Consider the following 24,982-nt stretch of genomic DNA (forward strand, 5'->3'; position numbering starts at 1 on the left):
GACTGTTGCAAACACAGGAGACATCCGGAGGGAGCAATAGCCGTGGGAGTGCTTTCCCGGGTCGACACGCCCGAGGACCTGCGCCGGCTGTCGGTATCGGAACTCTGCGAGTTGGCCGAGGAGATTCGCGAGTTCCTGGTGCGGAAGGTCGCCGTGACGGGCGGGCACCTGGGGCCGAACCTCGGCGTCGTGGAGCTCACCATCGCGCTGCACCGCATCTTCGACTCGCCTGCCGACCCGATCATCTTCGACACCGGCCATCAGGCCTATGTCCACAAGATCCTCACGGGCCGCAAGGACGGATTCGACACCCTGCGCAAGCAAGGGGGATTGTCGGGTTATCCGTCGCGGGCGGAGAGTGCGCACGATTGGGTGGAGTCCTCGCACGCGTCGGCGTCGCTGTCCTATGCGGACGGGCTGGCCAAGGCGTTCGCGCTGACCCGGCAGAAGCGGCATGTGGTCGCGGTGGTCGGGGACGGTGCGCTCACCGGTGGCATGTGCTGGGAGGCGTTGAACAATATCGCCGCCGGTACGGACCGGTCGGTCATCGTGGTGGTCAATGACAATGGCCGCTCGTACGCGCCCACCATCGGCGGCCTCGCCGAGCGGCTCGCGGGCCTGCGCATGCAGCCCGCCTACGAGCACGCGCTGGACGCCACCAAACGCATCGTGCAGAGCATTCCGGGCGTGGGGGAATCCGCGTATTCGATGCTGCACGCCATCAAGACCGGCATCAAGGATGCCGTTGCGCCGCAAGAGCTTTTCAGTGATCTGGGCGTGAAGTACGTGGGCCCGGTGGACGGTCACGACATCGTGGCGCTGGAGGCCGCGCTGCGGCGCGCCAAGGATTTCGGCGGCCCGGTCATCGTGCACGCGGTCACGCAGAAGGGCCGCGGGTTCCGCCCGGCCGAGGATCACGAGGCCGATCAGATGCATTCGGTCGGGCGCATCGATCCGGAGACCGGTGAGCCGCTGGGCGGTTCGTCGGGCGTCAGCTGGACGTCGGTGTTCTCGTCCGAGCTCATCGCGCAGGCCGAGGAGCGCGACGATATCGTCGCCGTCACCGCCGCCATGCCGGGTCCGACGGGTTTGTCGGCTTTCGGAGACCGCTTCCCGGACCGCATGTTCGATGTCGGCATTGCCGAGCAGCACGCGCTGACCTCGGCGGCGGGCATGGCGCTGGGCGGCCTGCACCCGGTGGTGGCCATCTATTCCACCTTCCTCAATCGCGCCTTCGACCAGCTGCTCATGGACGTCTCGCTGCTGAAACTGCCGGTCACCCTGGTGCTGGACCGTGCGGGCATCACCGGCGAGGACGGCGCCTCGCACAACGGCATGTGGGATCTGTCGATCCTCGGCATCGTTCCGGGCATGCGGGTGGCGGCGCCGCGCGATGCGGCAACGCTGCGTGAGGAATTGGCGGAGGCCGTGCGCATCGGCGACGGGCCGACCGCCATCCGGTTCCCGAAGGGCTCTGTCGCCGAGGATATTTCGGCCGTCGAGCGGTTCGAGGGCGTGGATGTGCTGCGCCTGCCGGATATCGAGGACGCGTCGGCGCAGTCCGTGCGCGGCGATGTGCTGCTGGTGGCGGTCGGCGCCTTCGCGGAACTGGCGTTGAAGGTGGCGGATCTGCTGGCGGCCGAGGGTGTTTCGGCCACGGTCATCGATCCGCGCTGGGTGCTCCCGGTCTCGGACGCCATCGTGAAGCTGGCCGAGAACTACCGCCTGGTGGTGACATTGGAGGACAGCGGCCTGCACGGCGGTATCGGATCCACCGTGTCCGCGGCCCTGCGGCAGTCGGGTGTGGATGTGCCGACCCGCGATATCGGTGTGCCGCAGCGCTTCCTGGATCACGCCTCGCGCGCCAATATCCATCAGGAGCTCGGCCTCACGGCCGGCGAGGTGACGCAGCGTATCCACGGCTGGCTCGGCAACAGCGAGCAGTCGGCCGCCGACGCACTGTCCGCCGAGCCGTTGCAGGCGGCCGCGGAGTAGGTCGTATCGTTCCGGCAGAGGCCCTCACCATCGGTGGGGGTCTCTGTTTCGTTGTGGGAGTTTTCCTGTGCCCGGCTGCGGTTCTCGCGTAGATTCTAGAACGAGTTCCAGTTTCTGGTCAGGAGTCTGCATGTCGTTCGTGCTCGTCGAGAAGCCGCGCCCGGGGATCGCGCTGGTCACGCTGAATCGCCCGGAGCGCATGAACGCCATGGCGTTCGATGTGATGGTGCCGCTGCGCGAGACCCTCGAGGCGGTCGCCGCCGACAACGAGGTACGGGTCGTGGTGCTGACCGGCGCCGGGCACGGATTCTGCAGCGGCGCGGATCTGACCCATGCCGGACGAGTGCCCGGTGTGGAGGGCCTGACCAAGACCAGCGTGGCGCGACGCTCGATGGACCTGCTCAACAACGTCATGCTGACCATCCGCCGCATGCATCAGCCGGTCATCTCGGCGATCAACGGCGCGGCCATCGGCGGCGGCTTCTGCCTCGCGGTCGGCACCGATATCCGGATCGCCGCGGAGGACGCCTACTTCCGCGCGGCGGGCATCAACAATGGCCTCACCTCCGCCGAACTGGGTATCAGCTACCTGCTCCCGCGGGCCATCGGCACCACCCGGGCCTTCGAGATCATGCTGACCGGTCGTGACGTGGATGCCGCCGAGGCCGAGCGCATCGGCATCGTCTCCCGCGTCGTCCCCGGCGACAAGCTGCTCGAAACCTGCTACGACACAGCCGAACAGATCATCCGCTGGAGCCGTGTCGGCGCGGAGCTCACCAAGCGCATGCTGTGGAGTGGCCTGGAGGCGGGCAGTTTCGAATCGCATATGCAGCACGAGGGCACGGCCCAGCTGTACGTCCGCCTCACCACCGAGAACTTCGACGAGGCCATCCGGGCCCGCCGTGATCGCCGCCCACCCGCCTTCGAGGACTGAGCCTCCGGACATGGAAAAGGGGCCCGACCGATCCGGTCGAGCCCCTTTCCGCAGGCTTTTACTTGACGGCCTTCTTGGCACCGCCGAGGAACGCATTGATCAGACCCTTGAGTCCGATTTCCAGCAGCGCGCCCGGCACGGGCAGGCTGGGCTCGGATTCCATGGTGTAGACGACCTTGGTGCCGCCGGGCGCGTCGGCGAAGGTGATGGTGCCGACGTGGCGCTTGACCGGGGCGCCGGCGATGACGCGGTAGACCATCTTCTCACCGGGGACCAGTTCGGTGGTCTCCTCGGTGGGTCCGATGCCGGCCAGGCCGATGTGGTACTGGGCGCCGACGCCCGAGGGGCTGCCCGCGCCGGGCTTCTTCAATGAGATCTGCACGGGCAGAACAGAGTTGAGGCTGTCACGCTCGCTGAAAAGCTTGTAGACGACGTCGCGCGGGGCGGGGATGACGGTTTCGACCGTGGTGGCGGGCATGACGGCGGTGTCTCCTTTCGTGCCGGTGTGCGGAGCATATCCTTACCCATCGGTAAGAAGATAGGTGCGATAGACGAAACCCCGGTCAAGCGACTGGCATCACTGTGACGAATGGCCGGTAGGCCCGGCGCGCCTCCACCAATGGTTGAGACTTTGCGGTAATCATCGATCGTTATGAGGATGCTGGCCCTGCTTTCGCGTACCACCGAAACGCTGCCTGGTCTGACCGGAATCGCCCGGGTGGACCGCAATACCCGGCGGCTGCTGCAGCGGGTGGGACCCGGCGATGTGGTGGTCCTCGACGAGATGGACCTGGATCGGCTCACCGCCGACCGGCTCGTCGAAGCGGGGGTCGCGGTCGTGATCAACGCCTCGCCCTCCATCTCCGGACGATACCCCAACCTCGGGCCGGAAGTCCTGGTGGCCAATGGAATCCAGCTGCTGGACGCGGTCAGCTCCGACGTCTTCACCAAGATCAAGGACGGCACCAAGGTCCGGGTCGAGGAAGGCGTGGTCTACGCCGACCGATTATCGAAGAAGGAACCCGAAGCCCTGGTCGAGGGCATCGAGCTCACCGAAGCCGGCATCGCCGAACGCATGATCGAGGCCCGCAACGGGCTCGCCGATCACCTGGAAGCCTTCGCGGGCAACACCATCGAGTTCATCCGCACCGAATCCTCGCTGCTCATCGACGGAATCGGCGTGCCGGACGTGGTCGTCGACATGAAGAAGCGGCAGGTGGTCGTGGTGGCCGACGGCCCCCAGCACGCCGACGATCTCAAGCGCATCAAACCCTTCATCAAGGAGTACGCGCCCATCCTCATCGGCGTCGGCCGCGGCGCGGATACCCTGACCCGCAACGGATACCGCCCCGACCTGATCGTGGGCGACCCGGAGGAGATCACCGCCACCACCCTCAAATGCGGCGCCGAGGTGATCCTGCCCGCCGACACCGACGGCCACGCAAAGGGTTTGGAGCGCATCCAGGATCTGGGCATCGGCGCGACCACCTTCCCGTCCTCGGGCGCACCCGCCGATCTGGCGCTGCTCATCGCCGACCATCACGGCGCCTCACTCATCGTGACGGTCGGCGCGGCCGCCTCCCTCGACGACTTCTTCGACCGCGGCCGCCGCGACTCGAATCCGGCAACCTTCCTGACACGCCTCAAAATGGGCACCAAGCTGATGGATGCGAAAGCCGTTGCGTCGCTGTACCGTCACCGGGGTTCCGGGTGGGCGGTCGCACTGGTCGTGCTCGCCGCCCTGGTTGCACTGATTGTCGTGGTGCTCGCCACCCACATGGGCGAGGGCGCCATCACCTGGGTGCAGCATGCCTGGGATCGACTATCGAGCTGGGTCCACACACATTTGAACCGGTACAGGTAGGGGAGCATGATTTCCTTTCGCCACCACGCGGTTTCGATCGCCGCGGTGTTCCTGGCCCTCGCGGTCGGCGTGGTGCTCGGCACCCGCGTGCACGGCGACGGCCTGTTCCCCGGCTCCGGAAACAGCAGTCAGATCGACGATCTGAAGGCCGAGAACGGCCGGCTCAACGATCAGGTGAAGGCCGCCGACGCGTTCCTCGCCGGCTCGGCCGGCAAGCTGCTCGCGGGTACTCTCGCCAATCGCAGCGTGCTGGTGTTCACCACCCCTGACACCGATCCCGGTGACGCGGACGCCGTCACCACCGCATTGACCACCGCCGGCGCCAATGTCACCGGACGGGTGGGCCTGACCGGCGCGTTCGTCGACTCCTCGGAGGGTGATCGGCTGCGCAGTGCGCTCACCAATGTGGTGCCCGCCGGCGCGCAACTGAAGATCGACGCGGTCGATCAGGGCAGCATGGCCGGTGATCTGCTGGGCCAGGTCCTGCTCACCGATCCCGCCAACGGACAGCCACGCGGCACCGAACAGGAACGCAGCCTCGCCGTGGAAACCCTGCGCGGCGGCGGTTTCCTGACCGCCGACACGGTCGCACCCGCCCAGCTCGCGGTCGTGGTGACCGGTGACGGCGCGAAGGCGGACCAGAACAACCGCGGCACCATTATCGCCCGTTTCGCCGGTGCCCTGCGCTCCCACGGCGCGGGCGTCGTACTGGCCGGCCGCTACGGCGCGGCCGTAGGCCCGGGTCCGATCGCGGTCGCGCGTTCGGAAGCGCCACTGGCCACGGTCACCACGGTCGACAATGTGGACCGCGAAATCGGCCGCGTCACCACCGTTCTCGGCCTCAGCGAACAGCTGAACGGCGGCACCGGCCGCTACGGCACCGCAGACAAGGCGACCTCGCTGACGGTCGCCGCCATGCCGCACTGATACGTACTGTGCGATGGTCGCCTGGATACCACTCACCGTGCAGGCGTACCGGGAATCGGAGGCCAAGCCCAAGCGGGACGCCGAACTGTGCAAAGCGTGGACTGTTCGCGGAGTTATGGACTTCACCGATGTCCTGCACGCAGGACTGAGGACGTGCTGTAAGCGTGCCACAGTCGCAGAAATCCAGCGTTTTGCTGGCAGGACCCCACGAGCGTTCCAACCCTGCACTTCAGGGCCAGATTTTGAGTCCCTTGGCTGGATAAGCACCGGTCAAGGGGCTCAATCTGTTGTAGGGCAACCGGAGTGATCTAAGCGCCGTCAGCTTTGGCGGGTGGCCGGTCCCGAAGCGGCGGCATAGCCCGGCGCGCGTAGGTCTCTTCAGGGTTCACGGTGATCACGTCGAGTTGCTGCACCAGAGTGCCCGGAATCTCTCCGCCCTCGAAGTGCTCAGGACTGGGGACTATGACTGCCTCGGCGTCCAACCGGGTTGCTTGCGCCTTCAGGCGGGCCAACGGGGGCCGTCCGAACTTCGGGTCATAAACGACCATGTCGGCGAAGTCGTAGCCGAGTCGTGTAGCGAGCTTCCGGATTTGGGACTCATCCCAGAGCCCGGCCATGCCGGAAACATCCGTCCGTCGATACCCTAAACACGTTGGCTTCCAACGCATTACAGCCCCTTTATCCTCATGCCCGTCGAGTGCAATGTGTCCCTGAACCTCCAGGTAGAACCCGGAGTAGTCGTCTTCCTCGTCTCCGTGCGACTGGAGTTCGAACACGCCTCCGGGGAACTGGAACAGCCGTGTGCGCGGTCCGGCATCTGGTTCGCATGGCTCAGTCACGGCCGCCTCCGTTGAGTCGCTACTGAGGCAACTAGGGGCCGCGACGACTGCACCGGTCCCTAGCGCCTGAATCGACGCTACGAAGGGGCTACCCGCACGCACCATGAGTTTGCAGAGACTTGCACGAACCCGCTGGTTCGGCCACAAAGCCGGAGATGTTGGGAGACCATGGAAACGCAGAGTTGCAAGGCCCTGCACACCCGTGAGCAAGGATCAAGATCATGACTTTGCGTTTTCTCGGCAAAATCGGTTCGAACAAAGATGAGTGCCCGCAGCTCTTCGCCGCTGACAACGGCTATGTAGTCGTTGCTTGGAAGACTGACCAAACCGAAATCGTGGAGATCCCACACGCTTTGCTGGGGTTCCTGGAAAAGAACACCTACCTGGACACACCGTTGACCGACACCGGCCGGGGTACCTTCACCCTGACCGGCAAGCCAGTGACGGACCAGGAAACCTTGTCTCACATCAAGATTGAGCCGTATGAGACGGCTATCGAGGTACCCATGGCAGAGAGGGACTATTTCGGTGGACTTCCGCCCCACGATTGAGCTGCTACGGGAGGCTCAACACGATGCCTTCCACCTGGAGGTACGAGACCAGTACGGCGTACCCGGCGAGGACGAACCGTTTCAGCGGTTTCTCAACGGCGAGCCGTTCGACTATCGAGAGTGGTTCCGTGACTGGTCCGAGTTCGTGCAGGACCTGACGGCCCGTCAGGTATCCGTCAGTCGTCTAAGGGTTCTCAGCGTCCCTCACAGTGACTATCAGCGGTGGTCGCTCACTATCGCCCCGATGAACGTGGAGGCTGGGGAGGATGTGCGTTACCTTCCCCGTCACGAAGCGGGCACAGTGCCACCGGATGACTTCTGGGTGATCGATAACAAGGTGATCGTGTTCAGCCTTGCCGACAAGGGCGGTCGCTCTCCAGGTGGAGCGGCAGTCAGCACTGACCCTGAGTTGGTGGCCTACTGCCAGAGGACCAGAGAGCGCCTCTGGGGTCTGGCTACGCCGTTGGCGGAATACGTTCAGCTGACTCGGCAGTGACCAGCTCGGTTCAGGAGCAGCGGGAGGCTCTCGGTAAGCGACTCCGTGAGATACGCCGAAGGGCGGGAGTCACTGGCCGGGAGCTTGCCCGCGCCAAGGGCTGGCACGAATCGAAGATCTCGAAACTGGAGTACGGAGTCACTCGCCCGTCAGACTCCGACATCCGCGCCTACTGCCGACACTGCGACGCCGACGATCAACTAGACGACTTGCTGGCGACGCTGCACAACATCGACACCGCATACGTGGAGTGGAGACAACAGCTCCGTACCGGCATGGCGAATCGTCAGCGGGAGTCCAGCAAGGCCGCTTCCCGGGCGACGTTCATTCGCAACTGGGAACCAGTCATGATCTCGGGTCTACTCCAAACGGCCGACTACGCCGCCGCAGTGATGAGCAACGTGATTGCCTTCTATCAGATCCCGAATGATCTCGATGAGGCTGTTACGGCGCGGATGGAGCGTCAACGCATCCTGTACCAGCGCGACAAGAGGTTTCACTTCCTCATGGGTGAGCAAGCGTTGTACACGACGTTCGGTGATGACCGGGTGATGATCGGTCAGCTGGACAGGTTGCATTCGATGATCGGTATGCCACGCGTAACCCTGGGCATCGTTCCACGAGAGGCCCAAGGGCTGGTGGTGGTCGAGAACTTCTTCATGTTCGATGACCGCTTGGTGAAGGTTGAGGGCCACTCTGCGGGAATCTCCATCTCTCAGCCCCGAGAGATCGCCCTCTATGGACACGCCTTCAATGTTCTTGCCGGACAATCAGTTACAGGCGAAGCCGCACGAAACCTTATCCGTGCAGCGCTAGCAACCCGCCAGGACTCACAGCCAGAGCAGGAGTAACCACGTGCACATAGTCGAGGTCAAGAACGGCTTTCGTTCTGTTCGACAACCGCATGGTCATGGTTGAAGGGACGGCCGCGGAGCTGACCATTACCCAGCCGCGAGAGGTGGCGCTCTATGGTCGGGCGTTCGACACCCTGGCTGGGCAGTCCCGGACCGGTAAGGATGCTCGGGCTCTGATCGGGAAGGCGCTGGCCGCACGTCAGCAGTCCTGAGTCTCATACCCTCGGCACGGTGACACCACGTTCCTTGCAGTACTGCCGCTACCGGCCGAAGGGTGCACACAAACCGGTGACCAGGCGGGCCAGCGCACGTTCGAAATGCGCGTCGGGATCATGCTCGTGCGGTCCGCGGGCGTCCGCGATGATGCGGCGCAAGTAAGGGTAGTTACCGCTGTCGATCAGCGTCGAAATGTACGGACCCCACTGCGTCATTTCAGTTTCCGCCCCGGCCCGTCCGCGCCTGGCTTCGTTCTGCGCATAGCCGAGCGCGAAAGTTCTTACTGTGGCGGGGATTTCCATCATTTCGTCGATCTCGAGTGACAGCCCGCCGAGCCGCGCGGTCGCGCCCTCGATGATCTCGATCCACTTCGGCCCGACCAGTGTCGAGGCCGCGACGATCTGCGCCCACCACGGGTGCGCGAGCACCTGCCGGCGGGTGGTGCGGGCCAGCTGGCTCAATGTCGTTGCCAGGTCGGAGTTCTCGGGCCCGATCCACTCCTCCAGCGGCCCGACCACCTCGTTGGCCATGAGCAGGTGCAGCTCTTCCTTGGTGCGGACGTAGCGGTACAGCGACATGGGTCCCGCGCCGATGTCCTTGGCGACGCGCCGCATGGTGACCGCCTCGAGCCCCTCCGCGTCGGCGATGACGATGGCGGCGCGGGCGATCTGGGCGCGGGTGTATCCGGGCGCCCGCCCGCGCCCGGTCGCCTCCGGCCGCATCCAGATGACGGCCTCGTCCGTGGTGGTCATGGGGTACATCCTAACGAGCCATTGCGTACGAGGTACCCATCGACGTAGCGTCCTATGCGTACCTTGTACCCATAGGAGAACCCGTGCGTGACGTGCTGCTGGAGGCCGAGGGCCTCGAGAAGAGATTCGGAAACACCCGGGCGGTCGCGGGCGTGGACCTGTCCGTCCGGCGCGGTTCGGTGGTGGGGCTGCTGGGCCCGAACGGCGCGGGCAAGACGACCATGCTGCGCATCCTTTCGACGCTGACCCTGCCGGACGCCGGGCGCGCGACCATCGGCGGCTTCGACGTGGTGCGCGAGGCGACCCGCGTCCGTACGATCATCGGACTGGCGGGACAGTCCGCTGCCCTGGACGAGAAGATCAGCGGTTACGAGAACCTGCTCATGTTCGGCAGGCTCTCGCACCTGCCCGAACGCATCGCGCGTGCCCGGGCACGCGAACTGCTCGCCCGATACGATCTGGACGAGGCCGGAAATCGCCTGGTATCCACCTATTCCGGCGGAATGCGCCGGCGACTGGATCTGATCAGCTCACTGGTGGTCGCACCGCAGCTGCTGTTCCTCGACGAGCCGACCACCGGCCTCGATCCGCGCAGTCGCAACGAAATCTGGTCCACACTGCGGCAATTGGTCGCCGCGGGCATCACCGTGCTGCTCACCACGCAGTACCTCGACGAGGCCGATCAGCTCGCGGACCGGATCGTCATCATCGACCACGGCGCTGTGATCGCCGAGGGCACGCCACCGGATCTCAAGTCCGCCATCGGAACCCGCGTCCGCGTCGACCTCGCGGATCCGGCCGATGCCGATGCTGCGGCGGCCGTGCTGTCCCGGCTCAGCCGCGGACGTGTAGAGCGGGATCCGCAGGGGGACAGCATCTCCGGCGTCTGTGTCGAGGCGCTGACCGTTCCCGCGGTGGTGCGTGCGTTCGACGCCGCCGGTATCCCGATCGTCGACGCGGCCCTGCACGCACCGAGCCTGGATGAAGTGTTCCTGTCCCTCACCGGAAACCCGGCCGGCGCGATGGAAGCGAGCGCGGCCTGATGTATGCCCTGCGTGACGGCTGGACCATTGTGCGCCGCAACCTGTCTCAGATGCGCCACGCGCCGGGGGAGATCGTGGGTGCCCTCGTCTTCCCCATATTCACGGTGCTCATCTTCGGATATATCTTCGGCAGCGCCATCGCGGTGCCCGGTGGCGGCAACTATCGGGAATTCCTGATGCCGGGCCTTTTCTCGATGACCTCGACCTTCTCGGTCATCGTCACCATGAACAAGGTGGCCGCCGATAACGGCAAGGGTGTGATGGATCGGTTCCGTTCCATGCCGATGGCGCGCTCGGCGGTGCCGTTCGGCCAGACCGGCGCGGATCTGATCCTGTCGCTCGCCGGGTACGTGGCTATGGGCCTGTGCGGGCTGGCGGTCGGCTGGCGCATCCACCACGGCCTCGGCGAGGCGCTCGCCGCCGCAGGGGTGCTGCTGCTGTTCGGTTATGCGCTGCACTGGGTCGGTGTGGTGTTGGGCCTAATGCTCGACAACGAGGCAACGGCGGATCGGCTGACGCCGCTGGTGTTTCCGGTGGCGATGCTGTCCAACAACTTCGTGCCGACCACGGGCATGCCGGCGTGGCTGCGCACCATCGCGGACTGGAACCCGGTGTCGGCGGTCGCGGCCGCGCTACGTCAGTTTTTCGGCAATCCCGGCGTGGCCGTGAGCGGGGCGTGGCCGTTGCAGCACCCGGTGCCCGCGGCGCTGCTGTGGTCGGCGGGGATCCTGCTCGTCTTCGTGCCGCTGGCCGTGCACGCTTGTCGGGTCGCTGGAAGGTAGCCGGAGGAGGGTGTGCCTGTAGCGCCGGATGGGGCCGATGGGACGAAATGTCAGCCAGTGATCGCATGGCTATCGCGCGTGGCATTCGTGAGGCAACCCCACACCGTGTTACTGTGAAGACCCGTGGGTAATTCACGGATTCCGGCGCGCGCAGCCACGAAACACATCTTCGTCAGCGGCGGTGTCGCCTCTTCACTCGGTAAGGGACTGACCGCCTCCAGCCTCGGTCAGCTGCTTACGTCGCGCGGTTTGCGCGTCACGATGCAGAAGCTGGATCCGTACCTGAACGTCGATCCCGGCACCATGAATCCTTTCCAGCACGGTGAGGTTTTCGTGACCGAGGACGGCGCGGAGACGGACCTCGATGTCGGTCACTACGAACGCTTCCTCGATCGCGATCTGTCCGGCTATGCCAATGTGACCACCGGCCAGGTGTATTCGAAGGTGATCGCCAAGGAGCGCCGCGGCGAGTACCTCGGTGACACCGTGCAGGTGATCCCGCACATCACCGACGAGATCAAGAGCCGCATCACCGCCATGACCGGACCCGACCTGCACGGTCAGGTGCCGGACGTGGTGATCACCGAAATCGGTGGCACGGTCGGCGATATCGAATCGCAGCCGTTCCTCGAGGCGGCGCGGCAGATTCGGCACGAGGTGGGCCGGGACAACTGCTTCTTCCTGCACGTCACGCTGGTGCCCTACCTGGGTCCCTCGGGCGAGCTGAAGACCAAGCCGACCCAGCACTCGGTGGCGGCGCTGCGCAATATCGGTATCCAGCCCGACGCGCTCATCCTGCGCTGCGATCGGGAGGTGCCGCAGCCGCTCAAGAACAAGATCGCGCTCATGTGCGACGTGGATGTGGACGCCTGCATCTCCACGCCGGACGCGCCGTCGATCTACGACATTCCGAAGGTGCTGCACCGCGAGGGCCTGGACGCGTACGTGGTGCGCAAGCTGGGCCTGCCTTTCCGCGATGTGGACTGGACGGTGTGGGGCGACCTGTTGGATCGGGTGCACAACCCGCGCGAAGAGGTCACCGTCGCACTGGTCGGCAAGTACGTGGATCTGCCCGACGCCTACCTGTCGGTGACCGAGGCGCTGCGCGCCGGCGGGTTCGCCTCCAAGGCCAAGGTCAATATCCGCTGGGTGCAGTCCGATGAGTGCGAGACCCCGGCGGGTGCGCGTCAGCATCTGGCCGATGTCGACGGCATCCTGATCCCGGGCGGCTTCGGCATTCGCGGCATCGAGGGCAAGGTGGGCGCGATCCGCTACGCCCGCGACCACAAGATTCCGCTGCTGGGCCTGTGCCTGGGTCTGCAGTGCGTGGTCATCGAGGCGGCGCGCTCGGTGGGCATGACCGACGCCAACTCCGCGGAGTTCGAGCCGGACACCAAGTACCCGGTCATCTCCACCATGGCCGATCAGGAGAAGATCGTCGCCGGTGAGGAGGACCTGGGCGGCACCATGCGGCTGGGCGCCTACCCGGCTGTGCTGCAGAAGGATTCGGTGGTGGCGGCCGCCTACGGCGCGACCGAGGTGTCCGAGCGGCACCGGCACCGCTACGAGGTCAACAACGCCTTCCGCGACAAGATCGCCAAGAGCGGCCTGAAGTTCAGCGGCACCTCCCCGAACGGCCACCTGGTCGAATTCGTGGAGTACCCGCAGGACAAGCACCCGTTCCTGGTCGCCACCCAGGCGCACCCGGAGCTCAAGTCGCGTCCGACCCGCCCGCATCCGCTGTTCGCGGCGCTGATCTCGGCCGCCCTGAAATACAAGGCCGCCGAACGCCTTCCCGTGGAGATCCCGGAGGAGATCCCCGCCGCCGAAGGTGAGAAAGTGTCCAAGTGACATCCTCTTCCGACCGTGACCGGGCCGCCGAGACCACCGAATCGGCGCCCGGCACGCACGAGTTCGACACCGTGTCCAGCCGCATCGTGTACTCGGGGGCGATTCTCGCCCTGCGGCTGGACGAGGTGGTCATGCCCGGCGGCCGCACCGCGGAACGCGAGGTCATCGAACATCATGCGGCCGTGGCGGTCGCGGCCCTGGACGAGGACGAGAACCTGGTCCTGATCAACCAGTACCGCCACCCCGTCGGCCGCCGCCTGCTGGAACTCCCCGCCGGGTTGCTCGACAAGCTCGGCGAGGACCCGCTGGAAGCGGCGAAGCGTGAACTGGCGGAGGAAACCGGCCTGGCGGCACGCAATTGGTCGGTCCTGGTCGATATCGCGTTGTCGCCGGGCTTCACCGACGAGGCGTTGCGCATCTATCTGGCCACCGACCTCTACGAAACCGACCGCCCCGAACCGGAGTTGGAAGAGGCCGACATCCAGCTCCGCCGCGTCCCCCTCGTGGAAGCGGTCCAGGCGGCCCTGGCCGGCGAGATCACCAATGCCACCGCGGTGGCTGGCGTCACGGCCCTCATGACGGCTCGCTCCACCGGCGCCACCCTCCGCCCGGCCGACGCCCCCTGGCCGGGCATGCCCACCGACTTCCTGGAACGCAAAGCGGCCCAGCGCTAGGCGAACTCGACCTCATCGACAGTGACCGACTCCGCCGTACGCCCAGGCGCAGAAGTGAACTGCCACACCAGGTTGATGTGCCGGATGACGGCATCCGGCGCCGGCGCACCCCACTGAGTGAGGTCCTCGGTGGTGTGCGCATCGGTCACCAGCGTGGTGTCGTACCCCCCGCACGATCGCCCCGTGCAGCGTCGACCGGATGCACGCGTCGGTCTGCGCCCCGGCAATGATCACCCGCCCCACCCCTAGCCGCGCGAGGACCGCTTCCAGATCGGTGTCCTCGAACGAATCCCCGTATAGCTTCTCGATCCGCGGTTCGTCCCCGCCCGGAACCAGCTCCGGCACAATCTGCCACGCCGCGCTCCCGGACACCCGATCCTCCCCGATGTCCTGCACCCAGAGCACCGGAACCCGAGCCTCCCGCGCCTTCTCCACCAGCCGCCCGATGGACGCAACCACCACATCCCGCTGATAGGCGTTCCCCACCACGCCGTTCTGCACATCGATGACAATCACAGCCGAGTTGGGCCGATCCGCAAGAGACGTCATGGCACCAGATCGTAGAACCCGCCACCGACAACCTCGCCCTCTTCCTGGTCGTCGCCGCCCGCTGACCACTCGAAAGCTGTTCAGGGAAAATGAATACCGCCCCTTCGGGGCTCCTTGCTACCTTCGAACATGGCGCAGTTGCTCTGATGGTCATGGGCGGCCTGGCTTTCATCCAGGATCTTCGTCGGTTCGATTCCGATCTGCGTCGCCGCCTCTCACCGCGATGGTGTCGGCCCCACCTGCAATGATGTCTTTCGTGCTGACCCGGCAGATCGACGCGTACCTCGACCACCTGACGGTCGAGCGGGGTTCGGCGCGCAATACGCTGAGTGCGTATCGGCGGGATCTGGGGCGGTATCGGGAGTTTCTGGACGGGCGTGGGGTGGAAACGCTTGCGCGCGTGGCGGAGACCGATATCGGGGATTTCATGGTGGCGTTGCGGGCGGGGGACGCGGAGCATCCGGCGCTGGCGGCCAGTTCGGCGGCGCGGGCGCTGGTGGCGGTGCGGGGGTTGCACAAGTTCGCGGCGGCGGAGGGGATCGCGGAGGTGGATGTCGCGCATCCGGTGAAACCGCCCACGCCGGCGCGGCGGCTGCCGAAAGCATTGCCGTACGACCAGGTTTCGCGGTTGCTGGAGGCGGCCGGGGGAGCGGCGGCGGACGGGCCGCGGGGATTGCGGGATCGGGCCCTGCTGGAGTTGTTGTATTCCACGGGAGCTCGGATCTCCGAACTGGTCGGGCTGGACGTGGACGACATCGACACGCCCGAACGTGCGGTCGTATTGCGGGGTAAGGGCGGGAAGCAGCGGATGGTTCCGATCGGGCGCCCCGCACTCGCCGCGCTCGACGCGTATCTGGTCCGGGGACGCTCCGCGCTCGCGTTCAACGGCCGCGGAAACAGCGCCTTGTTCCTGAATCATCGTGGCGGTCGACTATCGCGTCAAAGCGCTTGGCAGGTTTTGCAATCCGCCGCCGAGCGCGCCGGAATCGCTGCTCAGGTGTCTCCGCATACGTTGCGGCACTCGTTCGCAACGCATCTGCTGGACGGTGGCGCAGATGTGCGAGTGGTACAGGAGTTACTCGGTCATGCCTCGGTGACGACCACCCAGATTTACACTCTGGTGACCGTGGGCACGCTCCACGAAGTGTGGGCGACCGCCCATCCGCGTGCCCGCTAACAGGTCTGAAGTGCAGGTTTACAGTGCGTGTCCGAGCGTCGGTCTTGCGCGAACAGACGGTAGCGTCTATTAGGGACCGGACCGCACACGCGGCCGGGCGCGTCGTCCACGGCACCGTGGTGGGCGAAGCTAGGCCAGGAACGTCGAAGGAGCAGCGGACGTGACGACTACCGGTGGTGCGGGCCAGCGGATCGAAACCGCCGCGCAAACACTGTGGGAGGCCCCGGATGTGGTCTCCGACAGCGCGGTAACCGGTCCGACCGGTCGCCCGTTGCGGGAGATCCCGGAGCCGCCACCGGCGGACCACACCGGCCCCGCGCTGATCGTGGCCATGTGCAATCAGAAGGGCGGCGTCGGAAAGACCACCTCCACCATCAATCTCGGTGCGGCGCTGGCCGAATACGGCCGCAAGGTGCTGCTGGTGGATCTGGATCCGCAGGGCGCGTTGTCGGCGGGTCTCGGCGTGGCGCACCATGATCTCGATCAGACCGTGCACAACCTGCTGGTCGGTCCGGGCAAGGTGACCGTCGACGATGTGCTGATCAACACCAAGGTCGAGAACATGGACCTGCTGCCCAGCAATATCGATCTGTCGGCGGCGGAGATCCAGCTCGTCAACGAGGTGGGCCGGGAGCAGACGCTCGGCCGCGCGCTGGCCCCGCTGCGCAGCCGCTACGACTACATCCTCATCGACTGTCAGCCGTCGCTGGGCCTGCTGACCGTGAACGCGCTCGCGTGCGCGGACGGTGTGATCATTCCCATGGAATGCGAATACTTTTCGCTGCGCGGGCTCGCGCTGCTCAACGACACCGTGGAGAAGGTGCGGGACCGGTTGAATCCGGAGCTGACCCTGTACGGCATCGTTGTCACCATGTTCGATGCCCGTCTGCTGCATTCGCGCCAGGTGATGACGCGCGTGGTCGAGGTGTTCGGCGACCTCGTGTACGACACCGTCATCTCGCGCACGGTCCGTTTCCCCGACGCCTCCGTCGCGGGTGAGCCGATCACCACCTGGGCGCCGAAATCCGGTGGCGCGGAAGCGTATCGGGCGATGGCGCGGGAAGTCATAAACCGGTCGGGCCGTTGAGCGATTCGTTCCAGCCGGCGTCCGAGCACGACACGGCGGACGCCGATTCCACCCTGCCCGGGGAAGATTCACCCTCCTCGGGCATTGCTGTGCCCGAAGCGGGCCCGGCCGAGGACTCACTGCTCGCCGATATCGCCGGAGATCAGGAGGCGATTCCGGACCAGGGCGTGGTCGGGGATATCGCCGCGTCCGGCACCACACCGGTAGCGCCGAGTGAGTCTGCTGCACAGGATGATTCCGACAAATCGGGCAAATTCCATTTGCATCTCTCGAATTTCGAGGGCCCGTTCGACCTACTGCTGCAGCTGATCAGCAGCCGGCGCCTGGATGTCACCGAGATCGCCCTGCACAAGGTGACCGACGAGTTCATCATCTACACCAAGGCTTTGACCGCGAGCTTGAACAACGAGCAGGGCCTGCGCGCGGACAAGATCCTCGACCAGACCACCGAATTCCTGGTCATCGCCGCCACCCTGCTGGATCTGAAGGCGGCGCGACTGTTGCCGTCCGGTGAGGTCACCGACGAGGAGGACCTGGAACTTCTCTCGGCCCGTGACCTGTTGTTCGCCCGCCTGTTGCAGTACCGCGCCTTCAAACAGGTCGCCGTATTGCTCAGCGAGCTGGAGTCGGCCGCGTTGCAGCGTTATCCGCGCGCGGTGTCGCTCGAGGACCGGTATCTGGCGCTGTTGCCGGAGGTTACGCTGGGTGTTGACGCCGCGGGGTTCGCGGATGTCGCCGCCATGGTGTTCCGGCCGCGCCCGAAACCGAGGGTGGGCCTGGATCACATCCACGCGCACTCCATTTCGATCGCGGAGCAGGCCGCACTGGTGCTGGAGATGCTGAAGAACCGCGGCGCCGGCGGCTGGACGACTTTCCACGAGGTGTGCGTCGACTGCGAGGCACCCATCCAGATCGTCGCCCGCTTCCTGGCTCTACTGGAGCTCTACCGCGGCAAGACCATCGAATTTGACCAGCCCGACCCCCTGGGGCCGCTCCGAATCAGCTGGATGGGCGAGTTGGCAGACCTCCCAGCAGAGCCCGTGACCATTGACGAGGACTACGGTTGACATCATCACGACTTCTCCGAGAAGCGGGATTCCCGGCCCTCACGGGCTCGGGGTTCCTGCTTCGCCGACGAACGCCCGCCCGGAGAGTTCCGTCGAGGTCTTACATCGTCTCCACAGGCTGTTACCGCCTGCCCGGCGGCCAGAATGTTCTTCGCGGCGTTGATATCCCGGTCGTGGGACACACCGCAGTGTGCACAGGTCCACACCCGCACCGACAACGGCATCGACTCAGCGAGCGCCCCGCACGCCGAGCACAGTTTCGAGGAGGGAAACCACCGGTCGACCACGATCAGGTTGCGCCCGTACCAGGAGGCTTTGTACTCCAGCATGTTTCGAAACGTGCGCCATCCAGCATCCGAGATGGCACGGGCGACCTTTCTGTTCCTGATCATGTTGGATACGGCGAGGTTCTCGATCACGAGCGTTTGGTTCTCACGGACGAGTCGAGTGGTCAATTCATGGAGATCATGGCGCCGCCGATCCGCCGTGCGCGCGTGGACGCGAGCGACTTTGCGGCGCTGCTTCACCCAGTTTCGCGAACCTGGTGTCTTTCGCGAAAGGGCGCGTTGCTGTCTCACCAGACGCGCTCGGTCACGGCGTTCGTGCCGAGGGTTGCTGATCTTCTCGCCGGTCGACAGGGTCAGCAGGAAATTCAGCCCGGCATCGATTCCGACCTCGGCGTCGGTAGCGGGCAGGGCCTGTACGCGGGGGTCTTCGCACAGGATCGAAATGAACCAGCGGCCCGCACTATCGCACGACACCGTGACCGTCGACGGTTCTGCACCTTCCGGCAGGGATCTCGACCAGACGACTTCCAAGGGCTCGGTCATCCGAGCCAATGTCAGTTCTCCACCTCGCCAGCGGAAACCGCTGCGGGTGTACTCGGCCGCCGCGTGAGTCTTCTTGCGCGACTTGAAACGCGGATAGCCGGATCGCTGGTTCCAGAACGCAATGAACGCGGTATTCAGATGGCGCAGTGCCTGCTGCAGTGGCACCGACGACACCTCCGCCAGGAAGGCCAGCTCTTCAGTCTGTTTCCAGAGGGTCAGCAGCGCAGAGGTTTGGTCATAGTTGATTCTGCCTCCGTCTTCGCGCCATGCTTCCGTGCGGGCTTCGAGCGCGAGGTTGTAAACCGTTCGTACGCAACCGAATGTGCGCCGCAGTTCGGCTTCTTGCTCATCGGTTGGGTAGAAGCGGTACTTGAACGCACGCTTCACGCTGTTCGAGGCCACCTCGGCAATGTTAGCACATATGTTCGAATTCGGTTGCTGGTTTGCTGGCCGTCCATGAAGGGAATCGGATGAGCGAGGGTGTGCGGGAGCTGGATGAGGGCCGGGAACCGGAAGGTTCGGCCGAGGCTGCTGATCTGCTTGCGTCCGCAGAACCGATCGGGGCTACGGACGCAGCTGAGATTGTGACTGTGATTGATCCGGATGCTCTTTCGGATCAGGGGTCCGCCGATCACTCCATGACGGAATTCGAGTCCGACGCCATGAATCGCGACCTGGACGAGGACGAGGAGCTCGACGAGACCGAGTTCCGGTCGGCGTTGGAGGCGATGTTGCTGGTGGTGGATGCGCCCGCGCCGGTGGAGTTGCTGGCGTCGGCTTTGCGGGCGCACCCGATCCGGGTGGAGACCGCGCTGCGGGAGATGTCGGATGAGCTGACCACGCGGCGTAGTGGCATGGATCTCAGATTTGTCGGTGATGGGTGGCGTTACTACACGCGGACCGAGTTCGCGCCGTATGTGGAACGTATGCTTTTGGATGGTGCGCGGTCGAAGCTGACCCGGGCCGCTTTGGAAACCTTGGCGGTCATCGCGTACCGTCAACCGGTTACCCGAGCCCGTGTGAGTGCGGTGCGCGGTGTGAATGTGGATGGCGTGATCAGGACCCTGCTGGCGCGGGGGCTGATCGCGGAGGCCGGAACGGACCCGGATACCAACGGCACTCAGTACCTCACGACCGAGCTGTTCCTGGAACGGATCGGACTTGCGTCCCTGGCGGATCTGCCGCCGTTGGCGCCGCTGTTGCCGGGCGTCGACCTGATCGACGAGATCAACGAGAGCTTGGATACCGATCCCCGGTACACCCGGCTCAAGAAACCTGCCGAGGGACAGATAGACCTCGGCACCGAGGATTGACTAGGACAACGTGAATACACCCGCTCGCCGAGATGGCACACCGGAACGTAGGAAACGTGGAAGTGAACCGCCCAGCGGTTCCCGCGCCACCGCCCGAGGCCGGACCGAACGGTCCGCACAGGCCCGAGGTGGCTCATACGACGCCCGCGGTGGCGCGCGCGGCGATTCCCAGTGGGGCAACAGCAACTCCCGCGGCGCCGGCCAGGGCCGCGGCAACTCCGATTCGCGCGGTGATTCCGGTTACGGTTCGCGCGGCGGCTACGGCAACTCCGACTCCCGCGGCGGCTCCGATTCGCGCGGCGGCTCCTACGGCGGCGGTTCGCGTGATGCGCGCGGCGCCGGCCAGGGACGCGGCGGTTCTTCGTACGGCAGCGGCGGCAACAGCCGTGGCGGCTCGTACGGCGGCGGCCAGGGACGTGGCGGTTCGGATTCCCGCGGCGGCTCTTACAGCGGCGGCGGCAGTCGTGGCGGTTCGGATTCGCGTGGTGGTTCGTACGCCGGTGGCGGCGGACGCGGTGGTTCGGACTCACGTGGCGGCTACTCAGGTGGCGGCAGCCGTGGCGGCTCCGATTCGCGTGGCGGTTCGTACGGCGGTTCGCGTGATTCCCGTGGCGCAGGCCAGGGTCGCGGCGATTCCGGCTACGGCGGTTCGCGTGGTGCGGGCCAGGGCCGTGGCGGCAACAGCTCTTCGTACGGCAACTCCGCGGGTCGCGGCGCTGCCGCCGGTCGCGGTTCCTACGCCGGCAACTCCGGTCGGGACGGCCAGTGGAGTTCCGATTCGCGAGGCGGCGCCCGCGCTGCCTCGGGTCGCCCGGATTCGCGGAACACGCAGGGCCGCACCGGTTTCGGACCGGATCGCGCCGGTTTCGGCCAGGATCGCAATGCCTCGCGCGGCCGGATCGGCGGCGGTAGCCCGCTGGCCCCGCACACTTCCCCGAACACCCCGGCCAAGAAGTCGCCGAAGCCGCAGCGTCAGGTTTCGGGCCCGGTGCTGATCAGCAATGCGAAGCCGGCCCGCCGCCAGCACGTCGAAACCGATTCCAGCGGCCCCGACAAGCTCCCCTGGGGCGAGGGCGAGCGCCTGCAGAAGGTCCTCGCGAAGGCGGGCGTCGCGTCTCGTCGCGCCGCCGAGGAGATGATCGACGCGGGCCGCGTCGAGGTCGACGGCAAGATCGTGCGTGAGCAGGGCCTGCGCATCAACCCCGAGACCGCCGTGGTGCGCGTCGACGGCGTGCGCGTGGTGGTCCGCGAGGAGCAGGTGTACCTGGCCCTGAACAAGCCGAAGGGCTGGCAGTCCACCATGTCCGACGAGATGGGCCGCCCGTGTGTCGGCGATATCGTCGCCGAGCGGATCGCGGCCGGGCAGCGTCTCTTCCACGTCGGCCGCCTGGACGCCGATACCGAGGGCCTGCTGCTGCTCACCAATGACGGCGATCTGGCGCACCGCCTGATGCACCCGTCCTTCGAGGTCTCCAAGACCTACCTGGCGACGGTCAACGGCGAGGTCAACCGCGATATCGGCAAGATCCTGCGCGATGGCGTGGAGCTGGACGACGGCCCCGCGAAGGTGGACAAGTTCCAGGTGCTCGAGGTGGGCCCCGGCAAGTCGCTGGTGAAAGTCGTGCTGCACGAAGGCCGTAAGCACATCGTGCGCCGCCTGCTGGCCGAGGTGGGCCACCCGGTGACCGCGCTGGTGCGCACGCATATCGGACCGGTCGCGATCGGCGACCAACGGCCGGGCACGTTGCGTGTGCTGGGTCGCGACGAAATCGGGAAGCTCTACGAGGCGGTGTCGTTGTGAACGGTGTGGGAAGTCTGATCGACACGACCGGTGCGCTGACGGGTTCGGCGCCGCTGGTCGTCGCCATGGACGGCCCGTCGGGCACCGGCAAGTCGAGCGTGTCGCGCCGGCTGGCCACCCGGCTGGAGGCCCGTTACCTCGATACCGGCGCCATGTACCGGGTCGCGACGCTGCGTGTGCTGCGCAGCGGCGTGGACCTGTCCGATCCCGCGGCCATCGCGGTGACGGTCAAGGAACTGCCGCTGACCATCGGCACCGATCCGAGCCGCGAGGTGATCCTGCTCGACGGTGAGGACGTGTCGAGCGAGATCCGCGGCAATGCGGTGACCAAGGCCGTGTCCGCGGTGTCGGCGGTGCCGGAGGTGCGTGAGCAGCTGGTCGCGTTGCAGCGTGAGATCGCGGTGTCCGCGGGCCGGATCGTGGTCGAGGGCCGCGATATCGGCACTGTGGTGCTGACCGAGGCCGATGTGAAGATCTACTTGACCGCGTCCGCCGAGGCGCGGGCCGCGCGTCGCAACGCACAGAACATTGCGGAAGGTCGCGGCGACGATTTCGAGGCGGTGCTGGCCGATGTGCAGCGCCGCGACAATCTCGATTCCACCCGCGCGGTGTCCCCGCTGCGTCCGGCCGAGGATGCGGTGCTGGTCGACACCAGCGACCTGAACATGGATGAGGTCATCGACGAGCTGTATCGCGTCGTGGCCGAACAGATTTCGGCAGGAGGCGCGCAGTGACGCAGGACACCTTCGCCGGTGATGGCATCTGGTCGGATGAATCCGAGTGGGACATCGCCGAATTCGAGGGCGAGCAGGACGCTGAGCACATTCCCATGCCCACGGTGGCCATCGTGGGCCGCCCGAATGTCGGCAAATCGACTCTGGTGAACCGCATTCTGGGCCGCCGCGAAGCGGTGGTCGAGGACATCCCGGGTGTGACCCGTGACCGCATCTCGTACGAGGCCATGTGGTCGGGCCGCAAGTTCCTGGTGCAGGACACCGGCGGCTGGGAGCCGGACGCCAAGGGCCTGCAGCAGTCGGTGGCCCGGCAGGCCGAGGTCGCCATGCAGACCGCGGACGCCATCGTGGTGGTGGTGGATGCCACGACCGGCGCGACCGCTCCGGACGAGGCGGTGGCAAAGGTGCTGCGCCGCTCCAAGACTCCGGTGATCCTGGTCGCCAACAAGGTCGACTCGGAGAAGCTGGAGGCCGATGCGGCCGCGCTGTGGTCGCTGGGTCTGGGCGAGCCGTTCCTGGTGTCGGCCACGCACGGCCGCGGCACCGGTGATCTGCTGGACGCGATTCTGCAGGCGCTGCCGGAGACGCCGCGTGAGGGCGGTTTCGCCGGTGGCGGCCCGCGCCGGGTGGCGCTGGTGGGTAAGCCGAATGTCGGCAAGTCCTCGCTGCTGAACAAGCTGTCGGGCGAGGAGCGTTCGGTCGTCCACAATGTCGCCGGCACCACCGTCGACCCGGTCGACTCGATCGTCGAATTGGGCGGTAAGCCTTGGCGTTTCGTGGATACCGCGGGTCTGCGCCGCAAGGTCGGCAATGCCTCGGGCCACGAGTACTACGCCTCGCTGCGCACGCATTCGGCCATCGAGGCCGCCGAGGTGGCGGTCATGCTGATCGATGCCTCGCAGCCGGTGACCGAGCAGGATCTGCGCGTGATCAGCATGGTCGAGGAGACCGGCCGCGCCCTCGTGATCGCCTACAACAAGTGGGATCTGGTCGACGAGGACCGGCGCGAAATGCTGGAACGCGAGATCGATCGCGAAATGGTCCAGGTCCGCTGGGCCCAGCGCGTGAACATCTCGGCCCAGACCGGCCGTGCCGTCCAGAAGCTGGTTCCCGCAATGGAAACCGCCCTGGAGTCGTGGGACAAGCGCATCCCCACCGGCCGCCTGAACAACTGGCTCAAAGAGGTCATCGCCGCCACCCCGCCACCCATGCGCGGCGGCCGGCTCCCGCGAGTCCTGTTCGCCACGCAGGCCTCCACCCGCCCGCCGACGTTCGTGCTCTTCACCACGGGCTTCCTCGAGGCCGGCTACCGCCGGTTCATCGAGCGCCGCCTGCGTGAGGAGTTCAACTTCGACGGTTCCCCGGTCCGCGTCAATGTGCGCGTCCGTGAGAAGCGCGAGCGCAAGAAGTGAGCGATCGGCCCGGGTGACACGAAGTCACCCGGGCCGATTCGAATCCACCTCAAGCGATGGCCTCGACCTCGCCGTCATCGAATTGGATTGTCTGCCGGAGTCGTCCGCCGAGCGCTGCGGCATATCGTGCGAGGAGCTCGTAACCGGCGATCTGGCCCTGCTCGATCTGTGAGATCCGCCCCTTCGTGACGCCCATCCGCTCGGCGAGCTGTTGCTGTGTCATCCCCCGTGATCTGCGGATCTCGGCAAGGCGATGCCCGATCATCTCGGCGAGCAGCTCTTCCTTGCCTGCTGCGACGGCATCCTCACCGCCGGCACGATCGACGAGCTCCAGGCGAATGTCGCGCCAGCGCGAGTATCCGCTCATTGCGGACCCTCCATTTCCTCTCGGCGTTCCTTCAGGTAAGTCTCGTACCGATCCTCGGCCAACGGAATAGCTGTCCGGTACCACGTGTGCCATTGTTTGTACTTGTTCCCGCCGACGAGCAGGATGGCCGACCGCATCGGATCGAAAACGAAAAGGATACGGACATTGCCCGGCCGTAGCTCCTTCAGATTCTGCACGGCCGACCCGGTGATGGTGTCGACCAACGGCCGCGCGAGACCCGGACCGAGTTCCGCCAGTAGGTCGATTGCCTGCACAACTCTGCGGAAATCGGATTCCTCCAGCCGCATGATCCATTCACGGACCTCATCGACCACGTAGATGTCCCAATCCTGGTCTGCCACCCGAGGCAGTATAGGTATTACTATACTGCCTCGGGTGCGTTTCCACGCACCGTGCACGGCCGCGAGACTTGGTGGCGAAAAGGAGTAGCAGGGCACACTCGGACGAGTTCCGTACTTGCTCCGGCCTTTTCGTGTTCGCAGTTACGGCGCGATGCCGTCCACCGCGATGGCGTCACCGCAGGCCGGGTTGGGGGTGTCTTCGGTGATGTCGGCGCAGGAGACCGGGGAAGCGGTGGCGGGCCAGGCGGATTCGACTCGGAGGCCGCCGGTCGTGCCGGAGGGCAGACCGCCCGCGGTGGCGGGGGTGGCGCCGAGGACGAAGGCCGCTGCGAGCGCTATGAGAGTGATGGTCAGGGCTATTGCGGTGTATGTGGCGTGCACGCCCGGGGGCGCGGCACTGATCGAATCCCGGAAAGCCACAACGGCCACCTCCTCGCTGCGGCAAAGGGCCCACGCAACCTGCAGCGTGGGCCGACGGAGCAATAGTGATGGGGTTGCCAGGGAG

At 65.9% G+C, this 24,982-nt stretch carries 26 protein-coding genes, 1 tRNA gene and 2 pseudogenes; 20 read left to right on the forward strand and 9 right to left on the reverse strand.

Annotated elements, in window-relative coordinates:
* Positions 1-42: 42 nt before the first annotated feature.
* Positions 43-1,995 carry a 1-deoxy-D-xylulose-5-phosphate synthase gene (gene dxs / locus ACH438_RS41990; protein ID WP_397016054.1) on the forward strand — a complete coding sequence of 651 codons (1,953 nt, stop codon included), beginning with the start codon at positions 43-45 and terminating at the stop codon, positions 1,993-1,995.
* A 130-nt stretch (positions 1,996-2,125) separates the two neighbouring features.
* The gene (locus ACH438_RS41995) at positions 2,126-2,929 is read left to right on the forward strand and encodes an enoyl-CoA hydratase (RefSeq protein WP_397016056.1); all 804 of its coding nucleotides are present in this window, start codon (positions 2,126-2,128) and stop codon (positions 2,927-2,929) included.
* Between the two features lie 58 nt (positions 2,930-2,987).
* Here ACH438_RS41995 and ACH438_RS42000 read toward each other — a convergent pair whose 3' ends face one another.
* Positions 2,988-3,407, reverse strand: coding sequence for an SRPBCC family protein (locus ACH438_RS42000; protein WP_397016058.1), 420 nt, complete (start codon positions 3,405-3,407; stop codon positions 2,988-2,990).
* 174 nt (positions 3,408-3,581) lie between these two features.
* Here ACH438_RS42000 and steA point away from each other — a divergent pair, with 174 nt between their 5' ends.
* Entirely contained in the window at positions 3,582-4,793 is a 1,212-nt protein-coding gene (gene steA / locus ACH438_RS42005) for a putative cytokinetic ring protein SteA (protein WP_397016060.1), read from the forward strand.
* Between the two features lie 6 nt (positions 4,794-4,799).
* Entirely contained in the window at positions 4,800-5,720 is a 921-nt protein-coding gene (locus tag ACH438_RS42010; protein WP_397016062.1) for a copper transporter, read from the forward strand.
* Positions 5,721-6,028: 308 nt separating this feature from the next.
* Here ACH438_RS42010 and ACH438_RS42015 read toward each other — a convergent pair whose 3' ends face one another.
* Complete coding sequence (locus tag ACH438_RS42015; RefSeq protein WP_397016064.1) at positions 6,029-6,496, reverse strand: hypothetical protein; 468 nt, start codon at positions 6,494-6,496, stop codon at positions 6,029-6,031.
* A gap of 284 nt (positions 6,497-6,780) precedes the next feature.
* On the opposite strand from ACH438_RS42015, the gene ACH438_RS42020 reads away from it, so the two are divergent.
* The 4 genes from ACH438_RS42020 to ACH438_RS42035 are packed head-to-tail and all read left to right on the forward strand — an operon-like array spanning position 6,781 to position 8,672.
* Complete coding sequence (locus tag ACH438_RS42020; protein ID WP_397016066.1) at positions 6,781-7,110, forward strand: hypothetical protein; 330 nt, start codon at positions 6,781-6,783, stop codon at positions 7,108-7,110.
* Complete coding sequence (locus ACH438_RS42025; RefSeq protein ID WP_397016068.1) at positions 7,088-7,606, forward strand: DUF6879 family protein; 519 nt, start codon at positions 7,088-7,090, stop codon at positions 7,604-7,606. The genes ACH438_RS42020 and ACH438_RS42025 overlap by 23 nt, the downstream gene beginning before the upstream one ends.
* Positions 7,603-8,457 carry a helix-turn-helix domain-containing protein gene (locus ACH438_RS42030; protein ID WP_397016070.1) on the forward strand — a complete coding sequence of 285 codons (855 nt, stop codon included), beginning with the start codon at positions 7,603-7,605 and terminating at the stop codon, positions 8,455-8,457. The genes ACH438_RS42025 and ACH438_RS42030 overlap by 4 nt, the downstream gene beginning before the upstream one ends.
* Before the next feature lie 53 nt (positions 8,458-8,510).
* Positions 8,511-8,672, forward strand: a complete 162-nt coding sequence (locus ACH438_RS42035) for a hypothetical protein (RefSeq protein ID WP_397016072.1) — start codon at positions 8,511-8,513, stop codon at positions 8,670-8,672.
* A gap of 48 nt (positions 8,673-8,720) precedes the next feature.
* Here the strand turns inward: ACH438_RS42035 and ACH438_RS42040 are convergent, their stop codons facing one another.
* Positions 8,721-9,428, reverse strand: a complete 708-nt coding sequence (locus ACH438_RS42040) for a TetR/AcrR family transcriptional regulator (RefSeq protein WP_397016074.1) — start codon at positions 9,426-9,428, stop codon at positions 8,721-8,723.
* A gap of 83 nt (positions 9,429-9,511) precedes the next feature.
* Between ACH438_RS42040 and ACH438_RS42045 the strand changes: the two genes are divergently transcribed.
* The 4 genes from ACH438_RS42045 (at position 9,512) to ACH438_RS42060 (ending at position 13,778) form a co-directional block, all read left to right on the forward strand.
* Entirely contained in the window at positions 9,512-10,471 is a 960-nt protein-coding gene (locus ACH438_RS42045; RefSeq protein WP_397016077.1) for an ATP-binding cassette domain-containing protein, read from the forward strand.
* Entirely contained in the window at positions 10,471-11,253 is a 783-nt protein-coding gene (locus tag ACH438_RS42050; RefSeq protein WP_397016079.1) for an ABC transporter permease, read from the forward strand. The genes ACH438_RS42045 and ACH438_RS42050 overlap by 1 nt, the downstream gene beginning before the upstream one ends.
* Before the next feature lie 123 nt (positions 11,254-11,376).
* Complete coding sequence (locus tag ACH438_RS42055) at positions 11,377-13,104, forward strand: CTP synthase (RefSeq protein WP_397016081.1); 1,728 nt, start codon at positions 11,377-11,379, stop codon at positions 13,102-13,104.
* On the forward strand, positions 13,101-13,778 hold the full coding sequence (locus ACH438_RS42060) for an NUDIX domain-containing protein (protein ID WP_397016083.1): 678 nt from the start codon (positions 13,101-13,103) through the stop codon (positions 13,776-13,778). The genes ACH438_RS42055 and ACH438_RS42060 overlap by 4 nt, the downstream gene beginning before the upstream one ends.
* Here ACH438_RS42060 and ACH438_RS42065 read toward each other — a convergent pair.
* A complete protein-coding gene (locus ACH438_RS42065; RefSeq protein ID WP_397016212.1) occupies positions 13,775-13,927 on the reverse strand; it encodes a hypothetical protein in 153 nt (50 codons plus the stop codon). The genes ACH438_RS42060 and ACH438_RS42065 overlap by 4 nt on opposite strands.
* 55 nt (positions 13,928-13,982) lie before the next feature.
* A pseudogene (locus ACH438_RS42070) lies at positions 13,983-14,327 on the reverse strand (isochorismatase family protein); the annotation flags it as partial.
* 131 nt (positions 14,328-14,458) lie between these two features.
* On the opposite strand from ACH438_RS42070, the gene ACH438_RS42075 reads away from it, so the two are divergent.
* From ACH438_RS42075 to ACH438_RS42090, 4 genes are all read left to right on the forward strand, one after another.
* Positions 14,459-14,535: transfer RNA gene (locus ACH438_RS42075), tRNA-Glu, on the forward strand.
* 39 nt (positions 14,536-14,574) lie between these two features.
* Positions 14,575-15,504: a site-specific tyrosine recombinase XerD gene (xerD, locus tag ACH438_RS42080; RefSeq protein ID WP_397016085.1), complete on the forward strand. Its 930-nt coding sequence runs from the start codon at positions 14,575-14,577 to the stop codon at positions 15,502-15,504.
* Positions 15,505-15,715: 211 nt separating this feature from the next.
* Positions 15,716-16,591 (forward strand): ParA family protein, encoded by an 876-nt coding sequence (locus ACH438_RS42085; RefSeq protein WP_397016202.1) that lies wholly within the window; start codon positions 15,716-15,718, stop codon positions 16,589-16,591.
* A 179-nt stretch (positions 16,592-16,770) separates the two neighbouring features.
* Positions 16,771-17,658, forward strand: a complete 888-nt coding sequence (locus tag ACH438_RS42090; protein ID WP_397016204.1) for a segregation and condensation protein A — start codon at positions 16,771-16,773, stop codon at positions 17,656-17,658.
* Between the two features lie 5 nt (positions 17,659-17,663).
* Here the strand turns inward: ACH438_RS42090 and ACH438_RS42095 are convergent, their stop codons facing one another.
* The gene (locus ACH438_RS42095; protein WP_397016087.1) at positions 17,664-18,890 is read right to left on the reverse strand and encodes an RNA-guided endonuclease InsQ/TnpB family protein; all 1,227 of its coding nucleotides are present in this window, start codon (positions 18,888-18,890) and stop codon (positions 17,664-17,666) included.
* Positions 18,891-19,126: 236 nt separating this feature from the next.
* Here ACH438_RS42095 and scpB point away from each other — a divergent pair, with 236 nt between their 5' ends.
* The 4 genes and pseudogenes from scpB (at position 19,127) to der (ending at position 23,748) form a co-directional block, all read left to right on the forward strand.
* Complete coding sequence (scpB, locus tag ACH438_RS42100) at positions 19,127-19,801, forward strand: SMC-Scp complex subunit ScpB (RefSeq protein WP_397016206.1); 675 nt, start codon at positions 19,127-19,129, stop codon at positions 19,799-19,801.
* An 805-nt stretch (positions 19,802-20,606) separates the two neighbouring features.
* Positions 20,607-21,602 (forward strand): annotated as a pseudogene (locus ACH438_RS42105) (pseudouridine synthase); the annotation flags it as partial.
* Positions 21,603-21,667: 65 nt separating this feature from the next.
* Complete coding sequence (gene cmk, locus ACH438_RS42110) at positions 21,668-22,336, forward strand: (d)CMP kinase (protein ID WP_397016208.1); 669 nt, start codon at positions 21,668-21,670, stop codon at positions 22,334-22,336.
* Positions 22,333-23,748, forward strand: coding sequence for a ribosome biogenesis GTPase Der (der, locus tag ACH438_RS42115; protein WP_397016089.1), 1,416 nt, complete (start codon positions 22,333-22,335; stop codon positions 23,746-23,748). The genes cmk and der overlap by 4 nt, the downstream gene beginning before the upstream one ends.
* A gap of 49 nt (positions 23,749-23,797) precedes the next feature.
* On the opposite strand, the gene ACH438_RS42120 is transcribed toward der, so the two are convergent.
* The 3 genes from ACH438_RS42120 to ACH438_RS42130 form a co-directional block, all read right to left on the reverse strand.
* Positions 23,798-24,115, reverse strand: a complete 318-nt coding sequence (locus tag ACH438_RS42120; protein ID WP_397016091.1) for a helix-turn-helix domain-containing protein — start codon at positions 24,113-24,115, stop codon at positions 23,798-23,800.
* On the reverse strand, positions 24,112-24,477 hold the full coding sequence (locus tag ACH438_RS42125; protein ID WP_397016093.1) for a type II toxin-antitoxin system RelE/ParE family toxin: 366 nt from the start codon (positions 24,475-24,477) through the stop codon (positions 24,112-24,114). The genes ACH438_RS42120 and ACH438_RS42125 overlap by 4 nt, the downstream gene beginning before the upstream one ends.
* A gap of 141 nt (positions 24,478-24,618) precedes the next feature.
* On the reverse strand, positions 24,619-24,897 hold the full coding sequence (locus tag ACH438_RS42130) for a hypothetical protein (protein ID WP_397016095.1): 279 nt from the start codon (positions 24,895-24,897) through the stop codon (positions 24,619-24,621).
* Positions 24,898-24,982 lie beyond the last annotated feature (85 nt).

Origin of the sequence: Nocardia sp. NPDC020380, from assembly GCF_044386975.1 — a bacterium.
GTDB lineage: Bacteria > Actinomycetota > Actinomycetes > Mycobacteriales > Mycobacteriaceae > Nocardia.